19 protein-coding genes are annotated in these 18,386 nt (G+C 68.4%); 6 read left to right on the forward strand and 13 right to left on the reverse strand.

Translation table 11 applies throughout. The features are described from left to right. Positions 1-18: 18 nt before the first annotated feature. Genes ADE01S_RS18195 through ADE01S_RS18235 form a run of 9 tightly spaced genes read right to left on the reverse strand, consistent with a single transcriptional unit; the run spans position 19 to position 9,673 of the window. A complete protein-coding gene (locus ADE01S_RS18195) occupies positions 19-789 on the reverse strand; it encodes an SDR family NAD(P)-dependent oxidoreductase (protein WP_062683130.1) in 771 nt (256 codons plus the stop codon). After that, complete coding sequence (locus ADE01S_RS18200; RefSeq protein WP_062683131.1) at positions 786-1,775, reverse strand: NAD-dependent epimerase/dehydratase family protein; 990 nt, start codon at positions 1,773-1,775, stop codon at positions 786-788. The genes ADE01S_RS18195 and ADE01S_RS18200 overlap by 4 nt, the downstream gene beginning before the upstream one ends. 35 nt (positions 1,776-1,810) lie before the next feature. Next, positions 1,811-2,767 (reverse strand): Bug family tripartite tricarboxylate transporter substrate binding protein, encoded by a 957-nt coding sequence (locus tag ADE01S_RS18205; protein WP_062683132.1) that lies wholly within the window; start codon positions 2,765-2,767, stop codon positions 1,811-1,813. A gap of 48 nt (positions 2,768-2,815) precedes the next feature. Beyond that, a complete protein-coding gene (locus ADE01S_RS18210) occupies positions 2,816-3,637 on the reverse strand; it encodes an N-acyl homoserine lactonase family protein (RefSeq protein WP_062683133.1) in 822 nt (273 codons plus the stop codon). A gap of 1 nt (position 3,638) precedes the next feature. Further along, positions 3,639-4,991, reverse strand: a complete 1,353-nt coding sequence (locus ADE01S_RS18215; protein WP_062683134.1) for an MmgE/PrpD family protein — start codon at positions 4,989-4,991, stop codon at positions 3,639-3,641. A 46-nt stretch (positions 4,992-5,037) separates the two neighbouring features. Then, positions 5,038-6,438, reverse strand: a complete 1,401-nt coding sequence (locus tag ADE01S_RS18220) for an MmgE/PrpD family protein (protein WP_062683135.1) — start codon at positions 6,436-6,438, stop codon at positions 5,038-5,040. A gap of 45 nt (positions 6,439-6,483) precedes the next feature. After that, positions 6,484-7,290 carry an N-acyl homoserine lactonase family protein gene (locus tag ADE01S_RS18225; RefSeq protein ID WP_062683136.1) on the reverse strand — a complete coding sequence of 269 codons (807 nt, stop codon included), beginning with the start codon at positions 7,288-7,290 and terminating at the stop codon, positions 6,484-6,486. A gap of 11 nt (positions 7,291-7,301) precedes the next feature. Then, a complete protein-coding gene (locus ADE01S_RS18230) occupies positions 7,302-8,654 on the reverse strand; it encodes an MmgE/PrpD family protein (protein WP_062683137.1) in 1,353 nt (450 codons plus the stop codon). Positions 8,655-8,656: 2 nt separating this feature from the next. After that, the gene (locus ADE01S_RS18235; protein ID WP_062683138.1) at positions 8,657-9,673 is read right to left on the reverse strand and encodes a Bug family tripartite tricarboxylate transporter substrate binding protein; all 1,017 of its coding nucleotides are present in this window, start codon (positions 9,671-9,673) and stop codon (positions 8,657-8,659) included. A gap of 163 nt (positions 9,674-9,836) precedes the next feature. Between ADE01S_RS18235 and ADE01S_RS18240 the strand changes: the two genes are divergently transcribed. Beyond that, on the forward strand, positions 9,837-10,754 hold the full coding sequence (locus ADE01S_RS18240; protein ID WP_075873439.1) for a LysR family transcriptional regulator: 918 nt from the start codon (positions 9,837-9,839) through the stop codon (positions 10,752-10,754). On the opposite strand, the gene ADE01S_RS18245 is transcribed toward ADE01S_RS18240, so the two are convergent. Next, on the reverse strand, positions 10,744-12,177 hold the full coding sequence (locus ADE01S_RS18245; RefSeq protein WP_062683140.1) for an MmgE/PrpD family protein: 1,434 nt from the start codon (positions 12,175-12,177) through the stop codon (positions 10,744-10,746). The genes ADE01S_RS18240 and ADE01S_RS18245 overlap by 11 nt on opposite strands. 185 nt (positions 12,178-12,362) lie before the next feature. Between ADE01S_RS18245 and ADE01S_RS18250 the strand changes: the two genes are divergently transcribed. The 4 genes from ADE01S_RS18250 (at position 12,363) to ADE01S_RS18265 (ending at position 15,655) form a co-directional block, all read left to right on the forward strand. After that, the gene (locus ADE01S_RS18250; RefSeq protein WP_062683141.1) at positions 12,363-13,109 is read left to right on the forward strand and encodes a sulfite exporter TauE/SafE family protein; all 747 of its coding nucleotides are present in this window, start codon (positions 12,363-12,365) and stop codon (positions 13,107-13,109) included. 172 nt (positions 13,110-13,281) lie between these two features. Next, the gene (locus ADE01S_RS18255) at positions 13,282-13,863 is read left to right on the forward strand and encodes an SMI1/KNR4 family protein (protein WP_062683142.1); all 582 of its coding nucleotides are present in this window, start codon (positions 13,282-13,284) and stop codon (positions 13,861-13,863) included. A 73-nt stretch (positions 13,864-13,936) separates the two neighbouring features. Further along, positions 13,937-14,578, forward strand: a complete 642-nt coding sequence (locus tag ADE01S_RS18260) for a hypothetical protein (protein ID WP_062683143.1) — start codon at positions 13,937-13,939, stop codon at positions 14,576-14,578. A 60-nt stretch (positions 14,579-14,638) separates the two neighbouring features. Further along, entirely contained in the window at positions 14,639-15,655 is a 1,017-nt protein-coding gene (locus tag ADE01S_RS18265; protein WP_062683144.1) for a hypothetical protein, read from the forward strand. Between the two features lie 58 nt (positions 15,656-15,713). On the opposite strand, the gene ADE01S_RS18270 is transcribed toward ADE01S_RS18265, so the two are convergent. Both ADE01S_RS18270 and ADE01S_RS18275 read right to left on the reverse strand, forming a co-directional pair. Beyond that, positions 15,714-15,983 carry a PAAR domain-containing protein gene (locus ADE01S_RS18270; RefSeq protein WP_062683145.1) on the reverse strand — a complete coding sequence of 90 codons (270 nt, stop codon included), beginning with the start codon at positions 15,981-15,983 and terminating at the stop codon, positions 15,714-15,716. A gap of 20 nt (positions 15,984-16,003) precedes the next feature. Further along, positions 16,004-16,258, reverse strand: coding sequence for a hypothetical protein (locus ADE01S_RS18275; protein WP_062683146.1), 255 nt, complete (start codon positions 16,256-16,258; stop codon positions 16,004-16,006). A 131-nt stretch (positions 16,259-16,389) separates the two neighbouring features. Here ADE01S_RS18275 and tssA point away from each other — a divergent pair, with 131 nt between their 5' ends. Beyond that, positions 16,390-17,517 (forward strand): type VI secretion system protein TssA, encoded by a 1,128-nt coding sequence (gene tssA, locus ADE01S_RS18280; RefSeq protein WP_062683147.1) that lies wholly within the window; start codon positions 16,390-16,392, stop codon positions 17,515-17,517. A 71-nt stretch (positions 17,518-17,588) separates the two neighbouring features. On the opposite strand, the gene ADE01S_RS18285 is transcribed toward tssA, so the two are convergent. Then, a complete protein-coding gene (locus ADE01S_RS18285; protein WP_062683148.1) occupies positions 17,589-18,383 on the reverse strand; it encodes an OmpA family protein in 795 nt (264 codons plus the stop codon). Between the last annotated feature and the right edge of the window lie 3 nt (positions 18,384-18,386).

Consider the following 18,386-nt stretch of genomic DNA (forward strand, 5'->3'; position numbering starts at 1 on the left):
CCCTTGGAATAGCTGTGTTCATTTCGACAAGACCGCCGCGACCGAGCCGCCGTCGATGGGCAGGATCGTTCCCGTCATGTAGCGCGAATCGTCGCCCAGCAGGAAGCGGATCACCGCCGTGACGTCGGACGGTCGCGCCACCCGGCCCAGGGGCGAGACGCCCGACACCCGGTAGCCGCTGGTGGCGGCGTCGGCCACCAGTTTCTGCACGAGCGGCGTATCCACCGTCGCCGGCGCCACGGCGTTCACCAGGATGGCTTCGCTGGCCAGCTCCACGGCGAGCACCCGCGTCAGATAGGTCAGCGCGACCTTGGACGCCGCATAGGCGCCGCCGCCCGTCTTGGGCCGCAGCGCGGCGGCGGATGCCACGAACACCACCCGGGCCGGGGCGTCCGGGGACGCCGCCTGCCTGAGCAGCGGGTAGGCGGCTTTGGCCGTCAGCCAGCAGCCCTTGGTGTTGATGTCGAACAGGGCGTCGTAGTCCGCTTCCGAAAGATCCATCAGCGCCCCGGTCCGGAAGACGCCGGCCGAGCACACCAGCGCATCCAGCGTGGCCGTGGCGCCCCGGACGCGCTCGAAGGCCTGGGCCAGGGAGGCGCTGCTCGCGGTGTCGCAGGGAATCGGGATGAATTTCCCCGGGCCGCCCATGGCGTGCGCCGCGACCTGCTCCAGCCTGCCGGCGTCCATGTCCAGCCCGAAGACCGTGCAGCCACGCCCGACCAGATCCCGGCTGCAATCCGCTCCGATGCCCGAGGCCGCTCCCGTCACGACCGCATGCTTGCTCGTCATCGCTTCGCATCCCGTTGTTCGCACCAGGCCACCAGGCGGCGGATGCCCGCCTCCAGCGAGACTTCCGGCTCCCATCCGAGCAGGCGCCCGATCTTTTCGCGGCTGAACGCCAGTTGCGTGCCCACCGAGGCGCGCACGCCTTCCTTCGGCGTGCGGTATTCGGGCGCTAGGTCGGACCGCATGACCTTCAGCAGGGTCGCCACCACGTCGTTCAGACTGGTCGCCACGCCGGTGCACACATTCATGCTTTCGCCGGACACGCCGGACTCCATGGCAAGCACGTTGGCCCGCGCCACGTCCGCCACGTGGATGTAGTCGTGGACCTCTTTGCCGTCGTCCGGAATCACGGGGCGCTCGCCCCGCTTGATCCGGTCGTAGTTCTCCACGATGTACAGGGCGTTGACGCCGCGGTAGTGCTGGCGCTCGCCGTACACCGTGGCGTAGCGCAGCGAGACCGTCTCAACGCCGTGCTTCTGGTGGTAGTGCCGGTTCAGATGCTCGCCCATGAGCTTGGAGGCCGAGTACAGCGCCGCCGCCGGCTGGAACGGCGCCAGGTTGGACGGCGTGGCTTCGTCCATGACCCCGGGCACGGGCTCGCCATACACCGCGGTGGACGAGGAGAAGATCATCTTCTTCACGCCGCGGTAGCGGCAGGCCTCCAGCACGTTGCTCTGTCCCTGCACGTTCACGGCGATGCCGAGCCCGGGGTTCTGCGCGAGAGGCAGGGTGAGGAACGCCGCGACGGAGAACACGCCTTGCGCGCCTTCGAAGGCGTCGTAGAGTTCGCCGATCCGCAGGATGTCTCCCCGCAGGATCTTGATCCGCGGGTCTTTGGGCAGATCGCCCGCCGCTTCGGGCGCGCTCAGGGAATAGTTGTCGAACAGGGTGACCTGCTCGGCGCCGCGCGCCAGCAGCAGCTCGGCGATGTGGGAGCCGATCAGGCTGACGCCGCCAGTGATGGCGAACCGGTTGCCGGAAATCTTCATGGTGGTGATCCCTTCCTTATCGTCAGAAAGCCCGCTCAATCCTGGGGCGCGATGCCGGCCTTGCGGATCGCGTCTCCCCAGCTGGCGATCTCGCTCTTGAGAAATGTTCCGAACTCGTCGGGCGTGGAGGGCTTTACCTCCAGGCCATGGTTCGCATACTTGCCCTGCAGCTTCTTGCTGGCCAGCGCCTGTTTCAGCGATGCCGACAGGCGGTCGACGACCGGCTTCGGCATGCCCGCCGGGCCTGCCAGGGCGAACCACACCACCAGCTGGTAGCCTTGCGCGCCCGATTCGTTGAGGGCCGGGATATCGGGCACGATGGAGAAGCGCGACGGCGTGGTGACGCCCAGCGCCTTCAGCTTGCCGCCCTGGATCTGCGGGACGGCCAGGGACAGGTCGACGAACATGAAATCCACCTGCCGGGACATGACGTCGGTGAGCGCCTGCGGCGAACCCTTGTAGGCCACGCTGACCGTCTTGATCCCGCCCATGTCCACCAGCTTCGCGGCGGCCACCTGCGCGCTGCCGGAGCCGTAGGCATAGGTCAGCTTGCCGGGCTCCTTGCGGCCCAGTTCGAACAGCTCCTTGGCGTTGTTCGGCGCGAATTGCGGAGCGGCCACCAGCACGATGGGCGATTCCGCGATCATGCCGATGGGCGTCAGGTCGCGTATCGGGTCGTAGGGCAGCTTCTTGAACAGCGTGACGTTGCTGGCCCCCGTGGTCACGCCCAGCATGACCAGGGTATAGCCGTCGGGCGGCGAGCCCACCGCCGCGTTGACGCCGATGATGCCTTGCGCGCCCGGCTTGTTGTCGACCACGATGGGCTGGCGCAGATCCTTCGACATTTCCTCCGCCAGCTCCCGGGCCACCGTGTCGGTGCCGCTGCCTGGCGGGAAGGGCACGATGAGCTTGAGGGGACGATCGGGGTAGTCCGCGTGGGCGGCCACGGGCAAAGCCAATGCCAGACAGAACGCCAAGAAAGCTCTTTTCATTGCATGTCTCCAGATTCTGCGTCGTTGTTGCTCGCCCGAGGGCGGCCGTTACTGCGTGAGCGGCGGGACGTCCAGCCTCGCCGCGATTCCTGCCAGGTCCCGCCTGACGGGCGGATACTTCTCCATGACCAGCGGGTCGTGGCCCGGGATGATGTGCTCGGGCGACTCGGCCAGCGCCTCGATGCGCGCATAGCCCTGGAACATGTCGCCCACGTGGAATACCAGCGGGAAGGCGCGGCGCGCTCCGATGTGCTCGTAGAAGTGGCTGGCGTCGGAAGCCAGCACCACCCAGCCGCGGGCGGTGTGCACGCGCACCACCTGCATGCCGGCCGTGTGGCCGCCGACCCGGTGCACGCTGATGCCGGGGGCGATGTCGCCGTCGCCGTCGTGGAACGCCACGCGGTCGCCGTAGACGAGGCGGATCAGGCCCGCCACGTGGTCGGGCTCGTAGGCACGACTGTGCACGCCACAGGCCATGTGCCGGCCCGTCGCGTAGTCCATCTCGGCGTCCTGCAGATGGAAGCGCGCGTTGGGCCAGGCGTCGAAGGTGCCGGCGTGGTCGTTGTGCAGGTGGGTGATGACGATGTCGCGCACGTCGGCCGCCTGCACGCCGATCAGCGCCAGGGCCTGGACGGGCGTGCGCAGCAGGCTGCGGTGGCGCTTGTCGGCCATGTCCTGGAAGAAGCCGGTGTCCACCAGGACCAGCCGGTCCTGGTTGCGGACGACCCAGACGTAGTAATCCAGCGGCATGGGGGCGTCGTGGGGGTCTCCCCCCACGAAGTTGGCGGAACGCAGGGCAGGCCGAGTCGCGTACTTGAGCGCGTACACCTCGTAGCTCGGCGGCTCCCCGGCCGTCTGGATCATGGCCATGTCAGTTTCCCGCCGGCGACAGCAGCCGCATCAGCTGACCTACGTCCTTGCACTGTTCGATGTCCGCCACCATGGCGGCGGCCTCGGCCGAGCGCGACGCGCCGATCACCGGAATCGTCAGGCTGTCGAACTTGGCCCGCAGCTCGGCGTCCGACATGGAGTTCTGGATCGAGCCCTTGGGATAGTCGACCTGCGAGACATGCCTGGCGCCGTCGTCCATTTCCACCGTCAGCCTGCACGACACGCCGCGGGGCAGGGTGTCGTCCACGGTGATCTCCAGCATCTCCGAGAGCTTGACCAGCATGGGCTCCTCCAGGCGCGCGTTGTTGTATTGCGGGAAGAGGGCCTGGCCATCGGTGAAGGCGACCGCCACGGAGTAGGGCAGGCTGACTTGCGCCTCGTGATAAGTCTGCGGACGGGCGTTCTGGTGATACAACGCCCAGTCGGGATGACGCGCCATGGTCATGCGCTTGATCCGGTTCAGGTCGGGCGCGTGCTTCTTGCGGATGTCCAGCGCGCAGTCGATGGCGTTGTGTATGGGGCGCGCGCAGGAATAGGGCTTGAACTCGATGTCCAGCTGATAGGGCTTGTCCAGGTCCAGCGTCAGCTGGGAAGGATCGCTCGCGTCGGTGAAGGCGCGCAGCCAGCCGCGTTCGCCCTCGAAGATGGTGGCGGCGCCGGTGAAGCCCAGGTTGGCCATGGCCGCGGCCGTCACGCCGCTGCGCGAGGCCGGGCCGGGATTGAACCGCTTCTGCATCGAGGGGCCGTACATTTCCATCAGGCCGCCCGACTGCGCGCCGGCCAGGCCCAGCGCGGAAACGACCTGCTCCGCGGTGTTGTCCAGCAGAAAGCCGGAAGCGACGGTGGCGCCGAAGATGCCGCAGGTGGGCGTGGTGTGGTAGGCCCGGTTGCGCAGTGAGTTGTTGGCGGCCTTGCTCAGCCGCTCCATCATTTCGCAGCCGGCCGCCAGCGCGGCGACGAGCGCGCGACCGTCCTTGCCCTTTTGCTCGGCCGTGGCCAGCGCCGCCGAGTACACGGGCGGGCTGAAGTGGAACAGCGCGAGCACGTCGATATCGTCCAGCTCCACGCTGTGGGACGAGATCGCATTGGCCAGCGCCGCCTGCATGGCCGGCACCCGCCGTCCGTCGCCGAGCAGGGTGGCCTGTTCGAAGCCGCCGGTGGACGCGGCGAACTCCCGCGCGATCTTGCCGCTGCCGGTCTGGCTGCCGGCGACCCCGACGCCCAGATAGTCCAGCAGCAGGCGCTTGACCGCCTTGCGGGTGTCCGGCGTCAGCGTGTCGTAACGGAAGTCGACGAAGTGGGAAGCGAGTTGTTCTGCGATGGTTTTTGCCATGATGGTTCCGCGGGTTCCTTGAAAAGCTGAATCGGAAAAGAAAGAATCAAGCGCGGGGCGCGCTCACGATGGAAATCAGGTCGTCCAGGCTGGACAGCGTGTCCAGCCGCGCGCACAGCTCGACCAGCCGGTCGATCCTGTCCGCCGGCAGGCAGGAGCGGACGACGTTGCGGAACTTGTATTCCACGTCGCCGGCCGAGATTGGGTTCTCCGGACTGCCGCGCCGGTTCAGGATGCGGTGCGTGAAATCGCGGCCGTCGCGCGTCTTCACCGTCACGGTGGCCGCGTGGCGGAACGGCGGGCCCATGGCCTCGATCTCCGCATCCTCGTAGGCCTCGGTGCGCCCGATGAGATCGAGCAGCGCCGGGTCGGACAGCCGCTTTTCGTCGTACTGGTCGACGAAGGCCACGCCGTCGTGCGCGATCACGGCCAGACCGTAGTAGAGGTTCATCTGCGCGGCGGTCACGCCCTGCGCCTTGTACGCCCAGGCGCAGTGCACGTAGGTCATGTGGCTGACGCCGGCCCGGATCGAGGCGATATCGGCCGCCTTCAGATCGTTGGACCGCATGATGTGCGTCAGCGCGTCCAGCGCGGCGTGGATGCTGGTGACGCTGGCATGCGGCTTGTAGCCCACCTTGGCGGTTTCCCAGACCTCGCCCAGGCCGTCGGTCAGGCGCGCGGCGTTGGGCTTGTCGGAATAGGAACTGAGATAGCCGCCGTAGCTCGCCTCCAGCACGTCGACGATGCCGGTGAAGCCTCGCCTGGCGAGTTCCGCCGCGTACACGCCGCTCTGCGCGGCGCGCCCCGCGTGGAAGCGCTTGACCATGGCGCCTTCCTGCGCGGCCATCAGGCCGCCGGCCTGCGAGCCGACGATGCCCAGGGCATGCTGCATGCGTTCGGGATCCAGTCCCAGGGCCCGGCCGGCAGACGCCGCCGCGACGAACACGCCGGACGTGCCCTGCGGATGGAAGCCGCGATAGAACAGGCTCATCGTCGCGGCATTGCCCACGCGGGTGCCGACTTCGTAGCCGGCCACCAGCGCGGCGATCAGGTCGCGCCCGCTCCAGCCGCCGTCGCGCTCGGCGTAGGCCAGGGCCACGGGCACCGCGAGCGAGCCGGCGTGCACGATGGATTCCTTATGGATGTCGTCCAGCTCGAACGCATGCCCGGCCGTGCCGTTGACCAGCACCGCGTTGGCGATCGAGGTCTTCGCGCCGCTGCCCCACAGGCTGGCCATGGGCGCGGCCTGCTCGGCCTCGGTCATCTCCTGCACGCGCCGCGTCCACGGCAGCGTTGCGCCGTACAGGCAGCAGCCGATGCTGTCCAGCAGGCTGGTCTTCATGCGCTCGACGGCCTCGGCGGGAATGTCCTCGTAGCGGAACTGCGCCGCGAAGCGGGCCAGGTCGCGGGTGGCGTTTTCCAGAAGCGGGGGTTGTGAACGACTCATGGGAATGTCTTTGCGGATGAAATGAATGAAAGGGCCGGACGAAGATCAATAGCGGGGTTCTTCGTCCAGGCGGACGGCGATGCCTTCGAGCGCCGGCGAGGGCGCCGGATAGCGCTGCATCACCAGCGGGTCATGGCCCGGCACGATGTGCTTCGGGCTGTCGGCCAGCATGTCGAGCTTGTTGTATCCGTCGATCAATTCGCCCACGTGGAATACCGTGGTGAAGGAGCGCTTCTTCTCGAAATGCTCGTAGTAGTGGCTGCAGTCCGACGCCAGCACCACCCAGCCGCGCCGGGTGTGCACGCGCACGCACTGCAATCCGTGGGTGTGGCCGCCGATGCGGTGCACGCTCAGGCCCGGCGCCAGTTCGGCGCTCCCCTTGTGGAAGCGAACCCGGTCCTTGTAGACCAGGCGCACCATGCCGATCACCTCGTCCACCTCGTAGCCGTGGTTGAACTGCCGGTAGCACATGTGGCGCCCGGTGGCGTAGGACATCTCGTCGTCCTGCAGGTGGAAGCGCGCCGCCGGAAAACAATCGAACGTGCCCACGTGGTCGTAATGCAGATGCGTGATGATCACGTCCTCCACCGTGTCGACGTCCACGTCCAGCAGGGCCAGCGCCTCGGACGGATGGCGCAGCAGCGTGCGGCCGCGCTTCTTCGCGACCTCGGCGCCGAACCCCGTGTCGACCACGAATTGCCGGCCCTCGCCGCGCACCAGCCATACGTAATAGTCCATGGGCATGGGCGCGTCGTGAGGGTCGCCGCCGATGAAATGGTTGGCGCGCCTGGCGTCGCGCGTGCCGTAGCGGATGGCGTAGACCTCGTAGTGGGGCAATTCGGTGGCGTTCATCGTTCTCTTCGTCAGGAGTGGCTGGCTTGCAGCAGGTCGTTCAGCGGAGTCAGCCCGGGCAGCGCCGGCAGCGACATCGCCATGTCTTTGATGCGGCCGGCGGACGGGCCGTACAGCGCGCCCGCGGTCAGGTCGAACTTGCGTTCGATGTCGGCCTGCGCGTAGGGCTGTTCCGGCTCGCCCAGCGCGCGGTCCAGGGCGTAGTCCAGTTCCCGTCCGTCGACGGTCCGCGCGCCGATCATCGCGCCGCGCCGGTCGGGGTAGCCTTCGTCCAGGGCGGCATCGGCGCGTACCCGGATGCGCGCCATCAATGCGCGCATCTCGGCGTCGGCCAGCGCGGCGTCGGTGTAGCGCCGCGGCATGGCGTCGCCCTTGAGCAGCTTCGCCGCGATGGAAAACGCGATGGAGAACTTGGCCTGGTCGGCGTTGGCGGGTTCCGCCACCTCGGCGGCCAGCGTGACGGTATCGACCCTCACGTCCATGGACGCGATGTCGCGGGGCGCGAGGCCGTGCTCGCGCATCAGGCCCGCCGCGGCGTCCACCGGGGCATGATTGCCGCGGCAGCCGCCGTGCATCTTCAGATAGGTGTTGCCGATGCCCCATTGCAGGCCCAGTCCGCGCGTCACGATGTCGGCCGAGGCGGTTCCGGCGTAGGCCTTGAAGAAGCCGCGTTCGATCACGTCGGGAACGCCGTCGGCTCCCTGGGCGGCATACAGCGCCGATAGCAGGCCGCCTTCGCTGCTGCGGCCGACTTGCAAGGGTTGGCTGCCGGCGTTCTTCAGGGCTTCTTTCAGGCCCGCGCCGTGGCTGCAGGCAATGGCGATGGCGTGGGCGGCCCGTTCGGCGGGCAGGCGCAGCAACACGGAGGCGGCCGCCGCCGTGGCGGGCGCGGCCAGGATCGCCGTGCTCTGGAAGCCGCGCTGCACCGTGGACGGGTAGATGGCCCGCCCCAGGCGCAGGAACACCTCGTATCCGGCGACGATGGCGGCGACCAGCTCCGCGCCGCTCGATCCGCGCTCGCAGGCAAGGGCGAACGCGGCCGGAATCAGCGCCGAGGAGGGATGGCCGCCTGTGTAGCGGCAGCCGTCCTCGAAGTAGGCGGAATGGGACACCGCGCTGTTGATGATGACGGCGTCGCGCAGGCCGCGCCGGGCCGCGGTGCCCCAGACGGCGATCGGGCCGTCGCCGGGCAGCAGCCCCAACAGGCCCCGCTCGGCGCCTTGTTGCACGCCGCTCGCGGCGGCGGCCAGCGTATCCAGCAGCCGCAGCGACACGGCCTGCCGCGCTTCCTCGGGCAGGTGTTCGGCCTGGACGCCGGCGACGAACCGGCCCAGGACGACGGCGAGGGGGAGGGACTCGGCCATGCTCAATCCACCCTCAGGCCGATGTCGTTGATGACGTCGCGCCACTTGATCACGTCGGCGCGCACCCGGGCGGAAGCCGACTCGGGGCTGTCGCCCACCACCTCGGCGCCTTGCTCGGCGTAGAGCTTCTTGATGTCGGGCGAATTCAGCGCGCGGACGACGTCGGCATTGAGCTTGTCGACGACGGGCTTGGGCGTGCCCGTCGGCGTGAACAGGCCATACCAGGTGTCGGCCTCGTATCCTTTGAGTCCGCTTTCGTCCAAGGTGGGCAGGTCGGCCGCCGAGGACGGGCGCTTGGCGCTGGTGGTGGCCAGGCCGCGCAGCTGGCCGGACTTGATGTACGGGAGCGCCACGGGGGCATTCACCATCATCGCCTGCACGCGGCCGGCGATCAGGTCGGTGACGGCGGGGCCGGTGCCCTTGTAGGGCACGTGCGTGATCTTCACGTCGGCCATGCGCTCAAGGATTTCCATGGCCAGATGCGGCGGCGTGCCGTTGCCGGGCGAGGCGAAGTTCAGCTGGCCGGGCTGGGCGCGCACGTATTCCAGGAATTCCGCCGCCGTTTTCGCCGGCAGGGAGGCCGGCACCGCCAGGATGTTCGGGGTGCTGACCAGCATGGTGACCGCGGCGAAGTCGCGCACGGCGTCGTAGCCGGCCGACTTGTACAAGGCCTGGTTGGCCGCCAGGGTGATGACCGGCGTGAAGAGCAGGGTATAGCCGTCGGGGGCGGACTTCGCCGTGGCCGCGGCGCCCAGGTTGCCGCCCGCGCCGCCGCGGTTCTCGATGACCACCGGCTGGCCCCAGTATTCCCCCAGCCGCTGCGCCAGCGGGCGGGCCAGGATGTCGGTGCCGCCTCCCGGCGGGAACGGCACGATCAGCTTCACCGGGCGGGCGGGAAAGGAGCCGGCGGATCCCTCCGCCGCCAGCGCCGCGCTGCCCAGGAAAAACAGGGCCGAGGCCGCCAGGGCCAGTGTTCGCCGGGTCTGGCGGGCAGCAGTTCGGGTGTCGGATATTCCCACGGTTTTTGTCTCCGGATGCGCGTCGTGCTTGCGGCGCGCTTTCTCGTAATGGGTTGATGCCTGCAGTCTAATTACGCTATAAAAACGGATCAATTACTCGAAATTCAAAATACTAGTGAATTGATTTCACTAAAGTGATTCGCGAGAAAAGGGGAGGCGGAAGGTGGAGAATCTCAATGCGTTGCGCGTGTTCGTCCACGTGGCGGAGACGCGCAGCTTTACCCAGGCCGCCAAGCGCCTGGGGCTTACTTCCTCGGCGGTCAGCAAGGCCATTACCCGGCTCGAACAGGAGCTGGACGTGCGGCTGTTGCACCGCACGACCCGTTCGGTGGGCCTGACCAACGACGGCGCCAGCTTCTTCGAGCACTGCCTGCAGATCCTGGGGCAGATCGAGGAAGCCGAAAACTTGCTGGGCCGGGCCACGTCCAGCGCGCACGGGCGGCTGCGGGTGCACCTGCCCGTGGGGTTCGGGCGGCGCGTGATCATGCCGATGCTGCCTCGCTTCCTGAAGCAGCATCCCAACCTCGTGCTCGACGCGGAATTGAGCGACCGCAACGTGGACCTGGCCTACGAGGGCATCGACGTTGCGGTGCAGATCGGGGAGCCGGCCGACGCCCGGCTGATCGCGCGCAAGCTGTGCCACTTGCGCTTCATGGCCTGCGCCTCGCCCGAATACCTGGCGCAGCACGGCGAGCCGCGCACGCCGGAGGACCTGGACGGCCACCACTGCATGGCCTACGTGCTGATGCACACCGGCCGCTATCGGGAATGGCCGTTCAGCAAGAACGGCGTGCCCTGCCCCAAGACCGTGTCGGGGCAGCTCAACGTCAACAACGCGGAGTCGCTGCTGGAGGCGGCCTCGTCGGGCCTGGGCATCGCCATGATCAGCAACTTCACGGCGGCCGAGGCCATCCGCGCGGGGCGGCTGCGCCCGATCCTGACCGACTACGTGGGGGAGGGGCCGCCGGTATCGGTGGTGTACCTGCCCAGCCGCAATCTGTCGATCAAGGTGCGCGCGTTCGTGAATTTCCTGGTGGACGAGATCTCGGGCAATCCCGACTGGGACAAGATCATGCCGTGACGGCCGGGCCGGCCACGCGCGCTCGCGCCAGCAGGTCGGCCAGGGGCTGGGCCGAGCCGGCGCCGAACACGCCGCGCGCGGCCTCCAGGATCCGGGCGGCCGATTCCGCGCCCGCCGCGGCCGAGGCCAGCGACATGAATTTGCCGTCGATCTCGTCGCGCGACATGGGGTTTTCCGGCATGCCGCGCGAATAATCGACCTTGCGGCTCAGCGTCTTGCCCTGCCGGGTGGTGAGCGTGACCCGGCCGCCGTAGATCTCCGGATAGGCGCGGTCGATCTCCGGATCGATCTCGATTTCGACGCGCTGCGCCAAGGCCACCACCTGCGGCTCGACGATGCGCTCGGGCGTGAACTGCTCCAGGTAGGCCTGGCCGTCGAACATCGCCACGGCGATGTTGTAGCGCAGGCTCATCTGGGCGTTCAAGACCGAGTCGGCCCGGTATTCGAAGCCCGTTTGCGTGTCGACCACGCCGGCCACGCCGGCCACGACCCGTTCGACGTCGGCGGGCTTGAGCCCGTTCTCGCGCATGAGGTCCAGCACGGCGTCGACGCAGGCGTGGTTGCTGCCGCAGCAGGCGTAGGGCTTGAAGCAGGTTTCGTCGGAATGCCAGCGGCGGCCCAGTCCTTCGACCAGAAGGCCCGGGCGCGGCGTGTCCGACATGCCGAACAGCAGCCCGCCGTCCTCGGCCTCCAGGATGTAGCGCGGGCCGACGAAGCCGCGTTGCGCCAGCAGGGCCGCCATTAGTCCGGCCTGCGCGGAGCGGCCGGGGTGCATGCGCTTGCTCATTCCGCCGTCGGAGGTAAAGGCCCAGGTTCCCGCCGACTGCGTGCCGGCCAGGCCCAGCGCGCTGGCCGTCGTGTCGGCGTCGAGCCCCAGCATCACGCAGGCGGCCGCCGCTGCCGCGAAGGTGCCCGTGGTGCCGGTCAGGTGCCAGCCGCGCATGCGCGTGCGGCTCGGGTTGCTTGCCTGGCTGACGCGGTTCATGGCTTCGTAGCCCGCCGCCATGCCCGCCAGCATCAGGTCGCCGCCGGCCCGCTGGCGTTCGGCCAGCGCCAGCACCACGGGCACCACCAGGGCGCCCGGGTGGATCTTCGCGCGGCTGTGGTCGTCGAAGTCGAAGCTGTGGATGGCGGTTCCGCCGGCCAGCACCGTGTTGACCGCGCTGACGCGCGCATCGCCGCCCCACAGGGCGGCTTCGGCCGGACCCTGCTGCTCGCGAGCGAAGTCGGCCATGATGCGGCCCCAGGGCGTCGTCAGGCCGTACAGGCCGCAGCCCAGCGCGTCCACCAGGGCGTCGTCGAGAATGGCGCGGGTCTTGGCGGGGATGTCGCCGGGCCTTATTCCCGCGATGAACGCCGCCAGTTCCCGGGTTACGCCGCGGTGATCGCGCGCCAGCTTTTTCCATGCTTCCAGATCGTCCACCTTTGCCGCTCCTTGCTCGAACTCTCGTGTTTGCCCGCGGACTCGCGCCCAGGAACGTCGATGATAGGAGCGATGCGCGCGGGCATCTATCGGCCCCGGATCAGATCAGTTATGAAAGAAATTCAATAACGGCGCAGGCCGGCGCGATTAGACTGTCGGGCGCCGTCCGCCCACCCGAGAACGCCATGTCATTCGTCCCGCCGGAAATCACGCCCGTGTTCGCCGCCGTCCTGGTGGTCACCAGCTTTCTCACGTCGGCGCTGACCGCCGCGATGGGCCTGGGCGGGGGCGTGGCCATGCTGGCGGTGTTGAGCCTGGGCCTGCCGGTAACCAGCGTGCTGCCGGTACACGGCGTGGTGCAGATGGGCTCGAACGGCGGGCGCGTCATCATCCAGCGCCGCTACCTGGTGGGCAGCCTGCTGGTCTGGTTCACGCTGGGCAGCCTGGCGGGCATCGCGCTGGGCGCCTCGGTGGTGGTCAGCATTCCGGACGCGCTGGCCAAGGGGGCGCTGGCGCTCTTCATCCTGTGGTCGGTCTACCGCAAGAAACCCAGCGCCGTGGCCCGGACCCACGGCAAGACGTACTTCGTGCTGGGCGGGGCGGTGTCCAGTTTCTGCACCATGCTGGTGGGCGCCACCGGGCCGCTGGTCGCCGCGCTGCTCGCCAGCACGGGGCTGATCAAGCAGCCGCTGGTGGCCACGCACGCGGCCTGCATGGTGATTCAGCACGGCATGAAGATCCTGGTCTTCGGTACCCTGGGTTTCGCGTACGCGCAGTGGGGGCCCCTGATCGCGGCGATGATCGCCAGCGGGGTGGCCGGCACCTGGGTCGGCACCCGCACGCTGGACAACCTGCCCGAGGCGACCTTCCGGCTCGGCTTCAGGATCGTGATGACTTTGATCAGCCTGCACATGATCTGGCAGATTTTCTGAGCGCGGGGCGGCCGGGGCCTTGCGCATCCCGTCGCGGACGCGAACCTGCGCGGCTGGTTCGCGGGCATTACCGGCGCGTCCGCCGGATCGCCGCATTCAAGGATATAGTGGTCGCCCTCAAGGTTCCCGCCTTTGCGGCGGGCCAGGATTTTCTCAGCTTCAGGATGTTTGCATGACCATGGCCGCCGAACAGTTTCACGAACGCATCTGGGAGATCCTGGATCCGGTGGAGACGCAGTATTTCGAGGTCGTGGCCGCGCCCGTGCCCGATGCGGAATCGATCGCCGGGCTGGAGGCCGCCGTCGGCTTTCCGCTGCCGGCGGCGTTCGCGGCCTTTTGCCAGCGCACCAATGGTCTGTGCGTGATGGCGCGCGAGGAAGTCTGGCCGCGCGCGAAGGAGTTCGAGGTGGGCCCTGCCTGGACTTTCTGGCGCGGTCTGGTGCTGCTGGGCATCGATGCGCCGGAATTGCCCGAATGGGCCAGCATCTCGGCGCAGCAGCGCCAGCTCGCCGAAGCCGGCTTGCCCGGCATCCTGCCCGTGTTGAAGATCGTGGGCGACGGCAGCCGGATCTGGGGCGTGGATCAGGCGGGGACGCTCGTGGTGATCGACGACATGACCGATCCGGAGCCCCTGGGCGGCGACCTCACCGACCTCTACGCCGAGCAGATCGCCGAACTGATGCGGCGCCAGCAGGATATGGCGTTGCGACTGGCCGAGCGCGCGACGCGCAAGAAGGGCAAGTCGCCGAATTAGCCCGGCCGGAACGCAGACCGATGTATTGCTCGACCATACCCCTAGAATCGCGCCACACCGCCCAACACCGGAAATGATCCGTCTCCCGCTCAGAACGACCGCCCTGATCGCCGGCTTCGCGATGACGCTGGCCTGCCAGGCACAGCCGTCCGCGCCGGCGCCCGCGCCGCAATCGGCAACCGCATCGGCGCAGCCGCCCATCGTCGGCGCCTGGCGCAAGGTGTCCGACGCCCAGTTCAATCAGCAATACCGCTACTCGATGCTGCCTGGCGTGGCCGCCGCGGGCAGCCGGTGGGCTGTCTATGACCACGGGGCCGGCAAGACGGTGTGCTGCCTGGTCGTGGTCGGCCCGGAGATCAGCGAAGCCGAGCTGGACGGCACTTATGGCATTCCGGGCCCGTGGATCACCGATCTGGTCAACGGCTGGAACCTGGATGCCGCGCCGTATCGGCCCCGCGTGCAGTTGCTGCGCGCGGAAGGGGCCTTGCTCGACTACGAATTCGCGGACATGGCCGACGAGCTGGGCGGCTTGCTGTTGCCGGCCCAGGCGAAGGCGGTCGCGCCGCGCACGCTGGAGCTCGACGGCCAGCGTTACGCCGTGGAGCGCAAGGAGGTTCCGCTGGCCAGCGATGACGGCACGGTGCATGCCTACGCGCTGCGCCCGGCCCGGGGCGGCACGCCCTTGGCGGTCGAGGTCCCCTACGGGATCTATTGAGGGCGCTCGCGGGGCAGTTATCATCGCGGCACGCCATGACGATGGAGACGGCCGCGCGAGATGAGTGCAACCCTGCAAGTCACCGAAGAACCGCTGGCCGATGAGGACCTCCTGCTGCTGCGGCGCAGCCGCGGCGGAAGATCGCTGACGGCCGTATTCGCCGGCCTGATGTTCCTGCTGCTGACCAGCAGTGCGATCCTGTTCGTCGTCCTGCTGGCATCCGACCGCAGCTTGCGCCGCGGCGCCGATGGCGTGGTGGTCCTGCTGTGCGCGGCGGCGATGGCGGGCTTTGCGGTCTTTCTTGGACGCAGGCTGTTGCGCCTGCCGCGCGCCTGGCGCCGCTACAACCGGGTATTGAAGGGGCGCGTGCCCAAGCAGATCGTTTCCGGCCACCTGACCGCCTTCGGCCCGGCCGCGGGGCCCGGCATTTGCTACGCCTTCGGCGAGCAACGCGTGGAGGTGGCCCTGCCGTTCTGGAACGAGGTCGCGAGGGACACCCGCAGCGGCTTCCGGCCCCTGACGGCCGCGGCGCTGACGGACCTGCCCGTGCGGCTGCATCTGCTGCCCCTGCAGCCCGACGCGCCGCCCGTGCTGCTGCGGGCCGAATACCCGATGAGCGCGCAGGCCTGGAATTCGGTCGAGGAAGTCAGCGATGCCGACCGCCAGGCCGTGCGCAAGGAAGAACTGGGCGTGCGCAAGTTCCTGTTCGCGCTTGCCCTGGTGCCGCTGGTCGGCAGCCTGTTCCTGGGGCCCTTGGTCCTGCTGGCCGCGTTCTTCGTCCTCATGGGGCTCGTGCTGGGCATGCGCAGCCCCAGGCTGAAGCGCGCCCGCTACAAGCACGGGGTGCGCGGGCTGGTGGAGGAAATCGTGACCTATCGCATGCGCGCGACCAACTCGAACGTGTCCACGCTGGTCCACAACTATCGCATCGGGGGCCTGATGTACCGGGTCGAGCACTTCGGGCAGGCGGCCGCGCCGGGCCAGCGCGTCGAGTTCGAATATCTGGACGCGACGGGCTTCATGGGGCCGAGCGCCTTGTTTTTCCGGATCGAAGACCAGCCGATCATGACGCTATGAGCGCGCGGCGCGCCGCCAGCCGTGTGGAGGCAAACTCCACGCGAACGCGCGCGAGCGCTCAGCCGTATTCCAGTTGATAGAAGTGCTGGCTGGCGATCAGCGTGGCGCCGCAGGACGTGCGCATCCCCTCCAGGGCGGTCATGCGGTCCGAGCTGACGTTCTGCACCCCTTCGACAATGGTGTGCGTGTCGCCGCATTGGGGGCAGGTGACGCGGTCGCCGACGCGGGCCATGGGCTGCCCGAAGATGACGACGGTTTCGTCGCCGGTCACGACGATGCCGCCGTGCGACGTTTTATCGCCTTTGCGGATGACGGAGCGTTGGGACATGTTGCGTGCGAGATACTTGCTTACAGATACGTGCCGTCCGGCGCAAGCCGGGCCGGGCCGACCACGAAGGTGCCGTCGGGCGCCATGCGCACCGGGCCGCCGCCGCCTTTGTAGCTGCCGTCCGGGGCGCGTTGCGGAGTGCCGGCCACATAGGTGCCGTCCGGCGCGCGGGTGATCGGGCCGTCGCCGCCGACGATGGTGCCGTCGGGCGCGCGGCGCGGCGCGCCAGCGATGAAGTGCCCGTCCGGCAGCATGCGGATCGATTTCGTCGTCATGAATGCTCCTTGGCTAGGAGCCCAGATCATAACGAAGCATCATGATGCGCCTTGTAATAGGAAGTGTCATCTTTGAACCTAATACGTAAACAGTTGTGGGATGATTTGCGCCTACTTACATACTTGCCCCTATGACCGACCTCAACGCCCTGTTGCAACCGATACCCGGCGACGCGCCATGCGGCGTAGACCTGGTGTTCTCGCCCGAGTTCGACGCGATCCGCGAGGCGCGCCGGCATGACGATCCCCAGCTCGACCAGGGCGATTGGGTCATCGACCTGAAAGAAGCCGACTGGCCGGAGGTGGCGCGCATTTGTTCCACGGTGCTGCGCGATCGCAGCAAAGACATACGCATCGCGTCCTGGCTTGCGGAAGCCTGGGCCAAGACGCGCGGGTTCGCGGGCCTGCGCGATGGCTACCTGCTGATCGACGGCCTTTGCCGCGATTACTGGGAAGGCTTGCATCCCGTGCCCGAAGATGGCGACGTGCAGCAGCGCGTTGGCAACCTGGCGTGGCTGCTGTCGCGCTCGCAGCAACTCATCGGCGAGATTCCGCTGACCCAGGCCGATGGCGCGCGTTATGGGGCGGTGCTGTGGGAGGCGGCGAGCCAGCTGGCCAACGCCGTGAAGCGCACGCCGGACAACGCCAATGAACTGACGCGCGGCAAGCTCACGCTCGACCGCTACGATGCGGCGCGGCGCGATACGCCGCCGTCGTTCTATTCCGAACTGGACGCGCAGCTTGAGGGCTGCGCGCAATCGCTCGCGCAATTGGAGCGCACGCTGGATGAGCGGCTGGGCGAAGACAGCCCGGCGTTCTCCCGCGTGCGCGAGTCGCTGCGCAATGTCACGGAGCTGGCGCATCGGTTCGCGCGCGACGCCGGCCTGCTGGTTCGCGCCGACCTGGCGGCCGCATCGTCGCCGGCGGCTTCCGCGCCCGCCGTTCCCGCCCGTGTGGAGCCCACCTTGCCCGCCGCCGATCACTTTCCCGCTGTTCAAGCGCCGGCTCATGGCGCCCCGCCGGCCGCCGCGCGCGGACCGATCCAGACCCGCGAACAGGCGCTGGCGCAACTGCGCGAGGTAGCGGATTTCTTCCGCCGCACCGAACCGCACAGCCCGGTCGCGTACCTGGCCGACAAGGCGGCGAGCTGGGGCGAAATGTCCTTGCACCTGTGGCTGCGCACGGTGGTCAAGAACGACGAGACGCTCTCGGGCCTGGAAGAGTTGCTCGGCATCAAGAAGGCCGGCGAGGGCAACTGAGACGTCGCCGGGCGGCCGCAAGTCGCGGCGAGCCGGCAACGCCGCCGTCGCAGCCCCCGGCGGGCGTGGCCTTACCTGGCCGCGCGGAACTCGATGCGCCGGTTCTTGGCGCGGCCTTCCGGCGTGGCGTTGGTGGCCACCGGTTGGTCGGGGCCGGCGCCCATGGCCTCGAAGCGCGACACCGGCAGCCCCTTGTCCACCAGATAATCCCGCACCGCGTCCGCGCGCGCCTGGCTGAGCGCCAGATTGGTGCTGCGGCTGCCGGAGCTGTCGGTATGGCCGATGATCTGGATCTTGTCGGCGCGCAGCTTGGGCACGGCGTCGGCCACGCGGTCCAGCAGCTCGCGGCCGCGCGCCGTCAAGCGGGTGCTGCCTGTTTCGAATTCCACCACGCGATTGCTCAGCAGGTTGTCCAGCACGTCCTGCTCGTCCTTGCCGGCGGACACGCGCAGGCCGTTGACGATCTTGTAGGTGGGATTGAGCGAGGTCGCGAAAGTGCTGGCGATCTGCTGGCGCGAGGCTTCGTTGTCCACCTCTCCGCGCAGCCGGATCTGCGTGCCGTCGATTTCCAGCTGGCCCCGGTTGATCTGCTTGAGCGGACTGTCCAGCAGCTTGCCCACGTGCTGCGACCAGTTGGGCGGAGCGACGACGCCGCCCACATCGATGCGGTCGATCACGTTGCCCACGCCATACACCTTTTGCAGCCGCTGCAGCACGTCGGCCTTGGTGGCCTCGTCCGGCACCGCGCCGCTGGCGACGACTTGGCCAGGCTGGGGAATGACATTGGCGGGAACCACCGTGGCCGCGTCCTGGGCATGCGCCGAGCAGGAGAGGGCGGCAGCCAGGACCAGAAAGAATGTGCGCATGTC

The organism is Achromobacter denitrificans NBRC 15125 (assembly GCF_001571365.1).
In the GTDB taxonomy this organism is placed as follows: domain Bacteria; phylum Pseudomonadota; class Gammaproteobacteria; order Burkholderiales; family Burkholderiaceae_B; genus Achromobacter; species Achromobacter denitrificans.

Coding starts and splice junctions, on each gene's coding strand:
- ADE01S_RS18215 (WP_062683134.1), bottom strand. CDS start 4,991: ATGGCAAAAACCATCGCAGAACAACTCGCTTCCCACTTCGTCGACTTC.
- ADE01S_RS18225 (WP_062683136.1), bottom strand. CDS start 7,290: ATGAACGCCACCGAATTGCCCCACTACGAGGTCTACGCCATCCGCTAC.
- ADE01S_RS18220 (WP_062683135.1), bottom strand. CDS start 6,438: ATGAGTCGTTCACAACCCCCGCTTCTGGAAAACGCCACCCGCGACCTG.
- ADE01S_RS18285 (WP_062683148.1), bottom strand. CDS start 18,383: ATGCGCACATTCTTTCTGGTCCTGGCTGCCGCCCTCTCCTGCTCGGCG.
- ADE01S_RS18265 (WP_062683144.1), top strand. CDS start 14,639: ATGAGTGCAACCCTGCAAGTCACCGAAGAACCGCTGGCCGATGAGGAC.
- ADE01S_RS18260 (WP_062683143.1), top strand. CDS start 13,937: ATGATCCGTCTCCCGCTCAGAACGACCGCCCTGATCGCCGGCTTCGCG.
- ADE01S_RS18210 (WP_062683133.1), bottom strand. CDS start 3,637: ATGGCCATGATCCAGACGGCCGGGGAGCCGCCGAGCTACGAGGTGTAC.
- ADE01S_RS18275 (WP_062683146.1), bottom strand. CDS start 16,258: ATGACGACGAAATCGATCCGCATGCTGCCGGACGGGCACTTCATCGCT.
- ADE01S_RS18255 (WP_062683142.1), top strand. CDS start 13,282: ATGACCATGGCCGCCGAACAGTTTCACGAACGCATCTGGGAGATCCTG.
- ADE01S_RS18250 (WP_062683141.1), top strand. CDS start 12,363: ATGTCATTCGTCCCGCCGGAAATCACGCCCGTGTTCGCCGCCGTCCTG.
- ADE01S_RS18205 (WP_062683132.1), bottom strand. CDS start 2,767: ATGAAAAGAGCTTTCTTGGCGTTCTGTCTGGCATTGGCTTTGCCCGTG.
- ADE01S_RS18200 (WP_062683131.1), bottom strand. CDS start 1,775: ATGAAGATTTCCGGCAACCGGTTCGCCATCACTGGCGGCGTCAGCCTG.
- ADE01S_RS18230 (WP_062683137.1), bottom strand. CDS start 8,654: ATGGCCGAGTCCCTCCCCCTCGCCGTCGTCCTGGGCCGGTTCGTCGCC.
- tssA (WP_062683147.1), top strand. CDS start 16,390: ATGACCGACCTCAACGCCCTGTTGCAACCGATACCCGGCGACGCGCCA.
- ADE01S_RS18270 (WP_062683145.1), bottom strand. CDS start 15,983: ATGTCCCAACGCTCCGTCATCCGCAAAGGCGATAAAACGTCGCACGGC.
- ADE01S_RS18195 (WP_062683130.1), bottom strand. CDS start 789: ATGACGAGCAAGCATGCGGTCGTGACGGGAGCGGCCTCGGGCATCGGA.